The 13,678-nt window shown below is 62.4% G+C and carries 8 protein-coding genes and 1 tRNA gene; 4 read left to right on the top strand and 5 right to left on the bottom strand.

All coding sequences use genetic code 11. The annotated features are described in order from the left end of the window. The first annotated feature begins 99 nt into the window (after positions 1–99). Positions 100–834 (top strand): response regulator transcription factor, encoded by a 735-nt coding sequence (locus KIH75_RS03240; RefSeq protein WP_236028003.1) that lies wholly within the window; start codon positions 100–102, stop codon positions 832–834. 1 nt (position 835) lies between these two features. Then, entirely contained in the window at positions 836–2,128 is a 1,293-nt protein-coding gene (locus KIH75_RS03245) for a sensor histidine kinase (RefSeq protein WP_219055373.1), read from the top strand. A gap of 36 nt (positions 2,129–2,164) precedes the next feature. Here KIH75_RS03245 and KIH75_RS03250 read toward each other — a convergent pair. The 4 genes from KIH75_RS03250 to KIH75_RS10075 all read right to left on the bottom strand — a co-directional run bounded on the left by KIH75_RS03250 (position 2,165) and on the right by KIH75_RS10075 (position 7,095). Then, positions 2,165–2,235: transfer RNA gene (locus tag KIH75_RS03250), tRNA-Gly, on the bottom strand. Between the two features lie 223 nt (positions 2,236–2,458). Continuing rightward, the gene (htpX, locus tag KIH75_RS03255) at positions 2,459–3,406 is read right to left on the bottom strand and encodes a zinc metalloprotease HtpX (protein WP_219055374.1); all 948 of its coding nucleotides are present in this window, start codon (positions 3,404–3,406) and stop codon (positions 2,459–2,461) included. Between the two features lie 198 nt (positions 3,407–3,604). Further along, on the bottom strand, positions 3,605–5,050 hold the full coding sequence (locus tag KIH75_RS03260; protein WP_219055375.1) for an FAD-dependent oxidoreductase: 1,446 nt from the start codon (positions 5,048–5,050) through the stop codon (positions 3,605–3,607). Positions 5,051–5,337: 287 nt separating this feature from the next. Further along, positions 5,338–7,095 (bottom strand): ABC transporter permease, encoded by a 1,758-nt coding sequence (locus tag KIH75_RS10075; RefSeq protein WP_236028004.1) that lies wholly within the window; start codon positions 7,093–7,095, stop codon positions 5,338–5,340. 950 nt (positions 7,096–8,045) lie between these two features. On the opposite strand from KIH75_RS10075, the gene KIH75_RS03275 reads away from it, so the two are divergent. Both KIH75_RS03275 and KIH75_RS03280 read left to right on the top strand, forming a co-directional pair. Continuing rightward, on the top strand, positions 8,046–9,530 hold the full coding sequence (locus tag KIH75_RS03275) for an amino acid permease (RefSeq protein ID WP_219055376.1): 1,485 nt from the start codon (positions 8,046–8,048) through the stop codon (positions 9,528–9,530). A 749-nt stretch (positions 9,531–10,279) separates the two neighbouring features. Beyond that, on the top strand, positions 10,280–11,287 hold the full coding sequence (locus tag KIH75_RS03280; protein WP_219055377.1) for an asparaginase: 1,008 nt from the start codon (positions 10,280–10,282) through the stop codon (positions 11,285–11,287). Positions 11,288–11,492: 205 nt separating this feature from the next. Here KIH75_RS03280 and KIH75_RS03285 read toward each other — a convergent pair whose 3' ends face one another. Next, entirely contained in the window at positions 11,493–13,673 is a 2,181-nt protein-coding gene (locus KIH75_RS03285; protein ID WP_219055395.1) for a heavy metal translocating P-type ATPase, read from the bottom strand. Positions 13,674–13,678: the final 5 nt, after the last annotated feature.

A 13,678-nucleotide genomic window follows, 5' to 3' on the forward strand; every position in this document is an offset into this window, starting at 1 on the left:
TACGGGGGCGCCCAAACCAAAACGGTTCGGAGTTATTAACCGTAACGACCTGCGATTGCGCGGGAAAGCGGGTGTGACGGGAAACGGCACAGCGGTGTGATGGGAAACGGCACAGTGATATGGTGGGGGGCGGAAGACGAGGCGATAGGGGGGGCTATGGAACAGGACCATGGTTCAGGATTGCGCATCGCCGTGGTGGATAACGACCGCTGCTCGGCCGATATGATGACGCTGCTGATCGGCAGGGAGCTGCACGGCAGCAAACTGCTGTGGTCCACGGACAACCCTGCGCTGGCATTGGAACGGTGCCTGTTCGACACCGTCAAACCGGACATTCTCATCGCCGATCTGATCATGGATGGACTGGACGGGACACGGTTGACTGCACGGCTCCGTCACCACGAGTCGCCGATTGCGGTGCTGATCGTCACCTCATACAATCCATGCACGTATCAGGACGATATTATTGCGTGCGGGGCGCAGGGCATGATCGCGAAACGTGATTTCGCCCGCGATGTGGGGCGTGCGATTCGAGCCGTCGCTTCCGGACGCTCATATCCGGGCGATGGTGGATTTCCGAATGTGCACGAGGCGAATTGTCAGGCCGCGGCTGCGGATACAGACTGCCGGTCGGCGGAGTGCCCGCCGTTCTCGGAACGCGAGCTATCGATACTCCGCTTGTATGACCGCCGGCTATCGACGGCACAGATCGCGGATCGGCTCGATATCGGCATTGAAACCGTGTACAGCCATGTCAAACGTGCCATGCGCAAGGTCAAAGCGGCGAATCGTCACGAACTGCTCGACTATTGCGACCGATACCATGTGCTGTGACGTGAACGATTGGAAGAACCTCCCGGCGGACGGGCGTGGGAGTGAATCTGCAGATGACGGGAATCTGCGCGTCGTCATGCTTGTCTGCACGCTGTTGACGGCCATCGATTCGGCAATCGAGCTGTTCGCCGCACCGGTGCCCGACTGGCATACGCCCGTCATCGAAGCAGTGCTGTTGACCGTGATGGCAGTGAACATCGCCTGTCCGGTAGCAGGCAGCGTGCTGCTAGGCGTTGCATGGTGCGTGGCATTCCCCATGCCGATAAGCCTGTCGATGTCCCTGAGCGTGGTAATTGTGCTGCCGTTAATCGTGCTGTCGTACCGGCGTACGGCATGGGGTGTCACGTTGATGGCCGCCGCTATGGTGTCGCGAATTGTGCAGCTGCGCGTTCAAGGCGCGTTCACTAATCGACCGATGTGGTGGCGGGTGCTGACTGCGACGCCGTGGTTGGTGATGCCGTTCGTCATACCCGTGATGGCGGGAGTGCTGCTCAGATGGTGGCATATCCGGCGGCGGCGTGCCGAAGAGGCCAGCCGTCGCGCCGAGGCCATGGCCATGGCTGCCAGGTTGCACGATTCGACAACCAACGAATTGTCGTATCTCATCATGGATATCGATCATTTTTTGCAGATGCCGGAGCTCGGAGCGCAGACGTCCGATACTCTACGTCGGATGCGCGCTACGGCTGGGCGTGCACTCAAGCAGACCCACGATGTCATCGCGATGCTCCGCGACGGTTCCATCGGCACGGCCGAGATGTGCGATGATTCCCCGCGTGGAAGTCTGCCATATGCCAGTTCCAAGGAAGGTGCCGAGGCAATGCCGACGAGGCATCGGACAGATTCCGTGCGGTATCTGGTCGAGCGATACCAGCGGGATGCGGCGACACTCGGCATGACCGGTGAAACGGTGGTGACTGATTCTCGTGGAATCCTGGACCATGCAGATGCGGCGCTGGGAGGATTGATCCGCGCGGTGATTCAGGAAATGTTCGCGAACATCATGAAACATGCCGAACCCGCTGCCGGCTATGTCCTCGCCGTCGCCGTCAGTATCGATGAGGTATGCATCTCCTGCGCCGACGTTCCCCGACGGGACGGGAACGAAAGAGATGCGGCGCACGATGATTGCGAATGTCTGGGCATGGGCTTCGGCATTGATCATCTCCGTGTCAGCGTGGAGGCGCGTGGAGGCCGGGTCGAGATCCACGGCGATGCGGGGCATTGGAGCTGCATGATGATTCTGCCACTCATGTCTGGATATGCGAAGAGCAAGACACAGCCTGGAGTATAAGAAAAGCTCCGAACCGTGGGGTTCGGAGCTTGCCGGAGCGGATGACGGGAGTCGAACCCGCCTCTACAGCTTGGGAAGCTGTCGTTCTACCGATGAACTACATCCGCAGGTGGCGCTTTTGGCGCACAAGTGGTCAGTCTAGCATCAAAACGGATGCCACGCGACTCATCGCCCGAAAGATGAATCTCATGTCCGAACCGGCTTGAACCGGCTTGAAGCAGCTGGAGCCTTCGCGCGTCGTCAACTGGCGCATCCGACGGCACCAACCGCCAGTCACCACGCCCGTCGCGCCTGTCGCCAATCACCAATCACCAACCGCCGACCAAGCAATCAGTAGTACGCCGGAACCTGCGTCCGCTGCCACCCGTCGCCGCCGATCTGTGCGCCGCGCATCTCCTGCGACATCTGCATCAGCCGCGCGATACGGTCGGCGGTCGGCGGATGCGTGGAGAACAGGCGGGAGAAACCGCCGGATTTGAACGGATTGGCGATCATCATGGCCGCCACCGACTGGTTGCCCGCCGTAGCCTGCATCGGCGTGGATTCCACACCCATGGAGATCTTGTTCAGCGCGGAGGCGAGCGCCTCGGGGTCCCCGGTGAGTCTGCTGCCGTCTTCGTCCGCGTCGTATTCGCGGGTGCGCGAAATGGCCAGCTGCACCAGCGACGCTCCGATGGGTGCAAGGATGGAGGTGAGAATCACGCCGATCATGCCGATCAGCCCGGAGGAGCCTTCGCGATCGCGATCGCCGCCGCCGAAGTACATGAGCGAATACCCCAGGTAGGAGATCACGGATGCCATGGCCGAGGCGATGGCGGAGGTGAGGATGTCGTGATTGTAGACGTGCATCAGTTCGTGCCCGAGCACGCCGCGCAGTTCACGTCCGTTGAGGATGCGCAGGATGCCTTGCGTGCAGCAGACCGCCGCGTGACGTTCGTTGCGTCCGGTGGCGAAGGCGTTGGGGCTTTCGGTGGGCGCGATGTAGATGCGGGGCATCGGCTTGCCGGCTTTGGCGGAAAGTTCGCGCACGATCTGATAGATCTGGGGCGCTTCCTGTTCGCTGACTTCATGCGCGCCCATGGATGCGATGGCGAGTTTGTCGGAGAACCAGTACGATCCGAATGTGGTCGCCAGTCCGATGAAGATGTAGATACCGAGGGTGTTGCGGCTGGCACCGGTGCACAGCCAGATGAGCATGATGATCGCCCACATCAACGCGAAGAGCAGCGTTGTTTTCAGGCCGTTGCAATGGCCGTGTACACGCATTTTGGCATTCATGGCTTCAGCCTAAAATGCCACCCTGAATGATTACTGGATGTATCCGGGAAATGGGCGGAACGGAAAGTCGCGGAATCGGAGCGGAAGCTCGCACAAGCATAACGTCGGAGCGCAAACGAAAGAGGGAGACGAACTTCCGCTCGTCCCCCTCGAATCAGATCACGCAATCAGGCGTCATATGGTCGATCAACCGCACGATCAGGCGTGTGCAAGCTCGCGCATCTGCTCGGGCTCGATGACCTTCTTATGCTCGCGGCCTTCCTTCGCGCCTTCGGCACGCTCGTACGCGTCGACCTTCTTCCAACCGGCGAAGTCGATCGGCTTGACGCCACGCTCGGCCAGCAAACGGTCAATGGATTCGGGGTCGCGATCCTCGGCCACGCGACCGCCTTCGGCGGCCTTGGCGAGATCCTCAAGCATGTTGGTCACGATGGCGAGCGCGTCGGACTTGGTGGAACCGATCAGACCGACCGGTCCGCGCTTGGCCCAACCGGTGGCGTACAGGCGTTCGCGCACTTCGCCGCCGTCCGCTTCGGTGGTGATGCGTCCGTCCTCGTTCGCGTTGGCGAGGTGGGCGTGCTTTTCGTCGTAGGCGATGCCGGGCGCGGTGGCCGGCTTGTAGCCGATGGCGTGGTACACGGCTTCGACCGGGTAGTCGACGAATTCGCCGGTGCGGGTCATCTTGCCGTCGGCGCTGGTTTCGGTCTTTTCGACGCGGATCGCCTTGACTTTGCCGTCTTCGCCCAGCACTTCGGTGGGCGCGGAGTTGAAGTGCACGTAGTACTTGCGGTCGGCGGGGTTGCCTTCGAAGTCGACGTCGCCGTCGTCTTCCATATCTTCGGCCATCTCACGGATCGCGAACAGCTCTTCGACCATCTGGCGGGTCAGCTTGTTTTCGCCGGCGACTTCGATGGTTTCCTCATCCAGGTCGAAATCGTCCTCGTTGATGATGAGCTGCACGCCCGGCAGCTTCTCCATTTCGCGAAGCTCCTGCACGCTGAACTTGGCCTGGGCCACGCCGCGGCGGATGAACAGGTGCAGCGTCTTGGCCTTGTTGGCCTTGATGCCTTCGTACACGTTGTCCGGAATATCGGTTTTGGCTTTGAGGTCGTCGGCGTTGCGCATGAGTTCGCGAGCCACGTCCATGGCCACGTTGCCGCCGCCGATCACGGCCACGTTTTCGGCGTCCAGCGGCCATTCGCGAGCGCCGGTCGGGTAACCGTCATACCATTCGACGAACTTGGCGGCGCCGTACACGCCGTCGAGGTCGGCGCCCGGCAGGCCGAGCGGCTTGTCTTCGACGGCACCGGTGGCGAACAGCACGGCGTCGTAGCGGGCGAGCAGCTCGTCCAGGGTGACGTCCTTGCCGAATTCCACGTCGCAGTACAAGTGGATGTCGGGGTTGTCGAGCGTCTTTTCGAGCGCGTCGGCGATGAACTTGATGGACGGGTGATCGGGGGCCACGCCGTAGCGCACCAGGCCGAACGGAACCGGCAGCTTTTCGAACAGGTCGATGCGGGCCTTGGTGCCCAGGCCGAGTTCCTCGCCCAGCTTCTTCAGCTGGCGCAGGAAGATGTCGGAGGAATAGACGCCTGCGGGGCCGGCGCCGATAACAGCAATACGAAGTTCAGTAGTCTCAGTCACGCGCTCTAGCCTAACGCAAACCGTCGAAACGCAAAAGAGGCAATCCGGCTTGGAATGACCGGGCGGAAGGTGGGCGGAAGGAGGCGGATGGAGGCGGTATCGCCGACTGGCTACGCTGAGAAACCGGTCAGCGTGGGCAAACGGCGACGGTACCGCCAAACGGCTACGCTAACGGCTCGTCAGCGTAGACGGATGGAGATGGCATCGTCGGATGACTACGCTGAGCCAGCCGCATCAAGTCAAACCATCAGACCGGCCGCACGGAACATAACACACGGCATCCGCCGCTACCGCAGCGTGCGGAACACGTCGGAACGCACATACGCCGTGATGTCGGTGGTCGTAATCCAGTTCTTCCAAGGGGTGCGCTTCGTCGCGATCGTAATCTTGCGATAATCGCGCATCCGATACCCGAGCCTGCCGAAATAGTATTCGGGAAAATCGGTCTCACCGGTCACGAACGCCGGCTCGCCCTTGGCCGCGCACGCCGCGATCTCCCGGTTCATCTGCGCTGCGGTCGGCACCTGATTCGGCTCAAAGGATCGACCGCGATATGTGCAGTCCAACAGTCCGCGTTCCGCCGCACGCGCCGACCCGCGTTCCGTCACGCTCCACACTCCGCGACCGAGATACGGGTCCGCGGCGATCGCCGCCCACGCGTACCGATGCGTATCCTCCTGCCTCGGCGTGTGACTCCCGTCCGACCACGTGGTTTCGGGGAAATACCGCCAGACCGACACCCAGCGGTTATGCGTGAAATCGTTGCGTTCGGCGAACGATGCCACGGCACGCGACCCCGAATAGTCGTACCGCAGATCGCACAGGCCGGCGGCGATGTTCCACCACAGGCTCGGCAGCAGCAGGAGGATGATCACACAGTTGCGCACAATCGCGCCGCGGGGATGCGCAGGGTCGGATGCGGTCGCGGCACGGCACGAGTGTCCGATTCGGCCGAATCGGACACTCTGGGTGGGGCGAGCGGCAGGTTGAGCAGCGGGTTGAGCAGCAGGGTAGTCGCCGGAGTGGCCGGACTTCCCGACCCGCTTTCCCGCAACGCGCCCGACGCACGCCCGCACGAATCGACGCAACCATTCCGGCGCATCATCCGCCTCGATCGGCCGATCACGAACAAGAATCCACAGGTCGGCGACGAACAGCGCGAACAGGATGCCGAGATGATGCAGGCTGAAATATTTCGTCGCGCACAGGGCGAACAGCACGTACGGCAGCAGCAGAATGTCAAGGTCGCCGCGGCGGCGCGCCAGCCTGCCGAGTGCATACCAGACCATCGCGGACAGCACGACGCACAGCACAATCGGGAAGACGCCCATGCGCAGACCGTGCAGCGAAACGTCGCCGGCGAACGAGGTGAACAACGCTTCGGACGGCATGATCAGCCAGAACATCAGGAACTGCATGATGGCCGAATTGCCGCCGGAGCCCGGAGTCATGCCGAACGTATCAGGGTATGGCAGGATGCTCACGGTCAGCACAAAACCCACGACCAATAGCAGCAGCCATGCGACGAATCGCTCGGGACGCGCGATCAGCGATCGGACGGACCGCGACTCCCGCAGCACGCGCACAACCCACACCAACGCCATCGCGCACGCCAGGGCAATGCCGTAACTGCTGGTGCAACACAGCAGGATCAAGCTCAATGTCAGACGCCACGGCTTCTCATCCCGGCTGTTCCAACATTCGGCGGTCAGGAACATGGCCGCGCACATCAACGCGTACGGGCGCGACGTGACGCCGTATTGGAAGCACATGAAATACGTGAACGGCAGAAGACCCGCGGCGAGCGGCGGGAACGGCGAACGGAACACCAGCATCCACGCCATGAGCGCGGCGCACACGAACTGCACGCTTTTCAGCCCGATTTCGTACGGCACGCCGAGTTTCGCGGGAATCGACAACATCAGCCACCATAGCGGCGGATGCCCCTCATAATGCGGGCGCACGAGCAGCATGTCGCGGAACGAGGCGTCGCGTGCGATGAGCCAGGATTGCGCTTCGTCGAACCACGGTTCGTGGAACGTCATCAGGAGCGCCGTCACCGCAAGATACAAGGCGAATACGATGAAGCGCCAATGGCGGCGGATCGGGTGCGCCGACACGGTTTTAGCGATGCGGGACGATTCGGTTCGCGTCGGACCGGTTGCGGAGCCTGTTGCGGGCCTGACGGATTCGGTTCCGGTTGCGACCGCGAGGGTTGCGTGGGCCGGCCGATTAAGGTGATTGAGGTGATTGGGCTGATCTGGATGATCAGGCTGACCAGAACGGTCGGACTGTTTGATGCGGCCGGACCGTTCCGACCATCTCAACCCAAACGGCCATACGAACCGACCGTCCCCCGCCACGGCCATGCCGTCGCCCGGTTTCCCTGCTCCCATACCAGCTCCTCTACCAGATCCTCGCTGCCACGAACCTTCTCCGACTTCCATCCCTGACATACCCTGACGCATACCGATACGCCCAACGCATACTCAGGCAACAAGTGACAGTAAGCATGACCCGCACCCGGCTGTCAAGCGAGCGCCACATATGTTGCGCCGCCACCCCAAGTGTCCGATTCTCCCGAAAAGGACACTCACGGCACAACCCACACACCCAGACTGTCCGATTCACCCGAATCGGACACTCATGGTGCAATCCCAGCCCAACCCCAACCCTGCTCCCGCGCTGCCGCGGTTCTCCCCTAAGGCGGAAAATCGGCCCGGTTACACGTCTTCCCTATAATGTGCCTGTCATACCTATGGTGCAAACGTTTGACGCCCTCCCGCATCGTCAACCTGCCGACCTGCAAATCAGCAAATCCGCAGATCAGCAGGTGCGCAGCCATGCGACCGCGCACACCACGCGCACACCGCACACCACGCGCACACCAACCGCGCGGAACGGGGCGCGAACAACCGCACCAGAAATGCACAAAGCGCAAAACACCAGCGCATAGCGCAAAACGCAGAGTATAGAGAAAAGAGAGCATCCCACAGTGAGTGAAACCACACCGCACAACGCGGTCAAACACGACAAGAGCGACTCCGGATACGCCAAGGATCTGAAGCCGCGCCACATTCAGATGATCGCCATCGGCGGATCGATCGGCACGGGCCTGTTCCTGGGCGCGGGCGGCCGACTGTCGTTGGGCGGCGCCGGCCTGGCCTTCGCCTACGCGGTATGCGGCATTTTCGCATTCCTGATGGTCCGCGCCTTGGGTGAATTGGCCATCCGCCGCCCCTCCTCCGGCGCGTTCGTCTCCTACGCACGCGAATTCCTGGGCGAAAAGGGCGCGTATGTCACCGGCTGGCTGTTCTTCCTGGACTGGTCCGTCACCGTGATGGCCGATATCACCGCCGTCGCCGTGTACTTCCACTATTGGAAGGCGTTCCAGAACGTGCCGCAATGGCTGCTCGCGCTGTGCGCGTTGGCGGTCGTGTTCGTGCTCAATATGATGAGCGTGAAAATGTTCGGCGAAGCCGAATTCTGGTTCGCGGCCATTAAGGTCGCCACGATCATCGCGTTCATGGTCATCGCCATCTGGGCCATCGTGACCGGCGCACCGGTCGGCTCCTCCCATGCCGGCATCGCCAACATCACCGAACATGGCGGACTGTTCCCGAAGGGTCTGACCACCGTGTTCGCGCTGACGCTCGGCGTGGTGTTCGCGTTCGGCGGCACCGAAATGGTCGGCGTTGCCGCCGGTGAGGCCAAGGATGCTGCCAAAGTGCTGCCCAAGGCCATCAATTCGATGATCATCCGCATCTTCGTGTTCTATGTCGGATCCGTGGTGCTCATGGCCCTCGTGCTGCCGTACACCGCCTACTCCGCCAACGAATCCCCGTTCGTCACCTTCTTCTCCGGCATCGGTATTCCGCACGCCGGCGACGTGATCCAGGTCGTCGTGCTCACCGCCGCGCTCTCGTCGCTGAACGCCGGCCTGTATTCGACGGGCCGCACGCTGCGCTCGCTCGCCGTGGCCGGTTCCGCCCCGAAGTTCGCTTCGCGCATGAACAAGCATCATGTGCCGTACGGCGGCATCATCATCACGTCCTCGCTTGGTCTGATCGGCGTGGCGCTGAACGCCGTACTACCTGCCGACGCGTTCGAAATCGTCATGAACCTGGCCGGCATCGGCATCGCCGGAACGTGGGCGGCCATTCTGGTGACGCATCTGGCGTTCCTCAAGAAGGTCAAGGCCGGCGAGGAGACCCGTCCGGCGTACCGTATGCCGGGCGCACCGTACACGAACTACATTTCCCTGCTGTTCTTCGCCGTGGTCGTGCTGTCGAATCTCACGAGCGTGTCCGGACGTTGGACGCTGGCCATGTTCGCGGTGATCGCGGTGGCGATGGTGATCGGCTGGTTCTGCGTGCGCGGTCGCATCAACGGCAATCTGATGGACGAAATGCTGGACGATAACGGCAACGACGTGCCCGACGTGCTGGAGACCACGGAAGTTCCCGGCAAGCAGGACTGAGCTGTACAGACGGTCCGGGATAGGCCGGTGTGCCCCACGAGTGTCCGATTCTCCCGAATCGGTCATTCGCGACCCACCCCCATCACCGTGAGTGTCCGATTCTCCCGAATCGGTCACTCCCAGCTCTACCGGCCCATCCAGGTTGTCCGATTCTCCAGAAAAAGACATCCCAGCCCGCTCCAGCCCACTCCAGTCAGCCCGTGTGTCCGATTCTCCAGAAAAGGACACTCACGGTTCTTCCTGACTGGCCAGAGTGTCCGATTCGCCCGAATCGGACACTCGTTTCTGTTTTGAGCCGCGTCTCGGCTTTCCTCTTCCCGGTTCCCCGCACCGCGGCCTCTCAGCGTAGACGGATGAAGAGGGGTCCGCATTCGGCTACGCTGGCGAGCGCTCAGCGTAGCTGGTTGGCGACGGTTCCGCCGTCTGTGCACGCTGGGGGCGCCACAAGCGTAGCGATATGGAGAAGCCATCACCGAACGCCCACGGCAACGCCCCACGGCAACACCCACGCCACGCCACACCGCACGAGTCGAAACATCCGAAAACAGGCGTCGTAAAACACTGGCCGCGGAAAACGGAACGTCCGAATCGGCGGTACAGTGGGCATCGGAAACCGAAACCACCAAACCCGCGAAACCCACGCGAACCCGCGAAACCCACACAAGCACAAACACACCAAACCCAGCACAAACACAATCACAACCCGCAGCCCAGCAACCGCGGAATCAGGACTTCAAGGAGGTAGACCTTTGCGCATTCACATCACGTACACCGGCGGCACCATCGGCATGATCGATTCGCCGAACGGCCTGGTGCCGGGCGCCGACACCAAGGGCTGGCTGTTCCGTCTGCTGGAGGACGCGCATATGGACAGCAGCCTGTTCACGTTCACCGAGCTCGATCCGCTGATCGACTCGTCGAACGCCACGCCCGAAAACTGGCAGACCATGATCGACGATCTTAACGCGCACCGTGACGATGCGGACGCGTTCGTGGTTCTGCATGGCACCGACACGATGAGCTATTCGAGCGCCGCCCTGTCGTATGCGCTCACCGGTTTCGGCAAGCCGGTCATTTTCACGGGCTCCCAGCACCCGTTGGGCAAGATCGAATCGGATGCGACGGCCAATGTGACCGGTGCGTTGAATGCGGCGATGAGCGATCGCATGCATGGCGTCGGACTGTTCTTCGGCCATCATCTGTTTTCCGGCAATCGTGTGAGCAAGTCGTCGTCGTGGGCGTTCGAGGGTTTCTCCGCGCCGTCGACCGGCCCGCTGGCCCGCACCGGCACGCCGTGGCACTGGTATGCACCGGATGGGAATGGTGAGGGTTGGCGCGATCCGAAGCCGTATCAGCGGCATGATGTGGCCGTGATCGACATGGCTCCCGGTATCACCGCCGCGCGTCTTGAGGCGATGTTGACGCCGCGCCCGGAAGCGGTGTTGTTGCGCGCGTATGGCGTGGGCAATGTGCCGAGCGATGAGCCGGGTCTGACGGATGTGATCGCCGATACGCTGCGTGATGGCGTGCCGGTGATCATCGCGTCGCAGTGCCAGCAGGCGGAGGTGCTGCTGGGTCATTATGAGACGGGTGATGCGATTGCGCGTGCGGGTGCGATCGGTTCGGGCGATATGACGTTGGAGGCCACGTATGCGAAGATCATGTTCCTGCTGTCGCAGGGCGTGGAGGGGCGTGATTTCGCGGATTGGATGACCAGGTCCATCGCAGGTGAGATTTCGCCGGCTTCCGCTTTGTGACGGCCCGGCACGGTTCATCAATACCGCTCACCGGCACAACTTACCGGCACAACTCGTAGCAAACGCGCGGGGGCGCGACCGTTCATCGAAACGGCCGCGCCCCCGCGCGTTCATATCAGACGCCTGCGAGCGAGCGTCCGCAGCGCCCGCTGCACCTGCGAGCCGGTACCCGCAACGAACAGGCACCGGCAAACAAACCCCGCCATCAGTCCTTATCGAACAGTGCGGTCAGCGCCCACAGGATGCTGACCACGTCAATCGCCTCCTGCAGGAACGCACCGACCACCACCGGAATCAGGTTGAATGCGGCGCACAGCATGGCGATGATCGACAGCGACAGACCACCGATCACGGACTGCAGCATGATGCGCTTGGTACGGCGGGAGATCGCGATCGCGCGCGGCACGCAGGCGATGTCGTCGTTCATGATGACCACCTGCGCCGATTCGGATGCGGCAGTGGACGTGCCGTCGGTGATCGCCATGCCGATGTCGGCGGAGGCGAGCACGGGGGCGTCGTTCACGCCGTCGCCCACCATCATGGTGATGGAACGGGTGACGGATTCGCCGGTCAGCCGCTGGATCACGCGATCCCACCACGGCTGTGCGGGCGGTTCCTCGGCGGAGGCGTTCTTGACGGCGGCGAGCTTGTCTTCGGGGAACAGTTCGGCGCGCACGTCGTCGATGCCGACTTCCTTGGCGATGATGTTGGCGGATGCGGCCTTGTCGCCCGTCAGCATGGACAGGCGCTTGACGCCGAGGGCGCGCAGGCGTTCGAGCGATTCCTTCGCGTTCTCGCGCGGAATGTCCTTCATCACGATGCGCGCGGCCAGCTTGCCGTTGACGGACACGAACGTGGCCATTTCGTCGGCGGCCAGCGGCGTGGTGAACACGTCGGCGGGGTTGCTCGGCACGCCGTGTTCGCCGTCGGTCACGTACGCGTAGCGTCCCACGCGGATCATACGGCCGTTGACCATGCCGCTCAGGCCCTTGCCGGAGTCTTCGCTGACACCCTTGACCACCGGGTGTTCGATGTCGTGGCCGTCCCAGTCAGAGCCGGGCAGGTGCTTTCCGTTGTCGGCGTAGCGTTCGGACAGGCGCTTGATCGCGCCCTTGCCGGCCTGCACGATGCCTTGGGCGAGAATATGCACCGAATACGTTTCAAGCACGCCTGCGGACAGCAGGATCACGTCCTCGTCAAGGCCGGAATCGCCGGTCACGCCGTCGGTCTGCACGCCGCCGCGCATGTCCACGCGCACGACCTGCGGCTTCTTGACGGTGAGCGTACCGGTCTTGTCGAAGAAGATGTGATTCACGCGGCCCAGCGTTTCCAGCACTTCCTGCGCTTTGATCAGAATGCCGGATTTGGCGAGACGCCCGGTGCCGGCGATGTAGGCGACGGGTGCCGCGATGAGCAGCGGGCAGGGGGTGGCGATGACGAGCACCTGGGCGAAACGCATCGGCACGCCGGAGAAGATCCATGCGAAACCGGCGATCAGGAACGCGACCACGGTGAACGGCACGGCCAGCAGGTCTGCGACGCGCACGACCGTGGCGCGCGAGTTCTGCGCGGAGGAGACGAGTTCCAGGATGCGCTGGTATTGCGAGTCGCGTGCCAGCTGGGTGGCGCGCATGGTGAGCGTGGACGAGCCGTTGATGGCGCCGGACAGCACGCGGGCGCCGGCGAAGACTTCGCGCGGCACCGGTTCGCCGTTGATGTTGCTCAGATCGAGGGTGGCGGAGTCGGACAGCAGTTCGCCGTCCACCGGCACGGTTTCGCCCGGCAGTACGACGAGCACGTCGCCCATGCGTACGTTTTCGACCGGCACGGTTTCGAAATGCGATCCGGACGACTGGATCTTCTGGATTTCGGATTCGCTCACCGCGCGGAATTCGCCGGCCGAATCGCCTTGTTTCGCGCTTCCGCCGACGTGTTCGGCGTTCGAGCCGATGCCGGGGAGGTTGACCACGTGGGCGATGACCGGGGCGGCTTCCATAAGCGCGGTCAGGTTGCCTTTCGCCTTATCCTGCGCGTATTCTTCGATCGCCTCACCGGAATACACCATCAGCACGATCGCCCAACCAGCGAGATATTCGTGCACCGCGATGGTCGACAGGATCGCGACGATCACCAGCACGTCGACGCCGACGTAGCCTTTGCGGATGTCTTCGATCATGCCTTTCAGCGAATCGAACACGGTGTAGACGACCAGCAGGATCACGATCCACTGGCCGAGCGAGGGGTTCGCGCTCCAGAAGAAATGCTTCCACGGGCGCGTGTTCCACAGCAATGCCATGGGAATGGCCGCGATGACGGTGACGGGAAGCATCGGCACGAGTCTGCATGCCTGGAAGAGTCTGGTAAAGAATGACGATATGCGTTTCATCATTG

It is taken from the genome of Bifidobacterium pongonis, assembly GCF_019331805.1.
Lineage (GTDB): Bacteria > Actinomycetota > Actinomycetes > Actinomycetales > Bifidobacteriaceae > Bifidobacterium > Bifidobacterium pongonis.

Excerpts from the sequence above, each read along its gene's own strand:
- KIH75_RS03240 (WP_236028003.1), top strand. The coding sequence starts at position 100 with ATGGGAAACGGCACAGTGATATGGTGGGGGGCGGAAGACGAGGCGATA.
- htpX (WP_219055374.1), bottom strand. The coding sequence starts at position 3,406 with ATGAATGCCAAAATGCGTGTACACGGCCATTGCAACGGCCTGAAAACA.
- KIH75_RS10075 (WP_236028004.1), bottom strand. The coding sequence starts at position 7,095 with ATGACGTTCCACGAACCGTGGTTCGACGAAGCGCAATCCTGGCTCATC.
- KIH75_RS03285 (WP_219055395.1), bottom strand. The coding sequence starts at position 13,673 with ATGAAACGCATATCGTCATTCTTTACCAGACTCTTCCAGGCATGCAGA.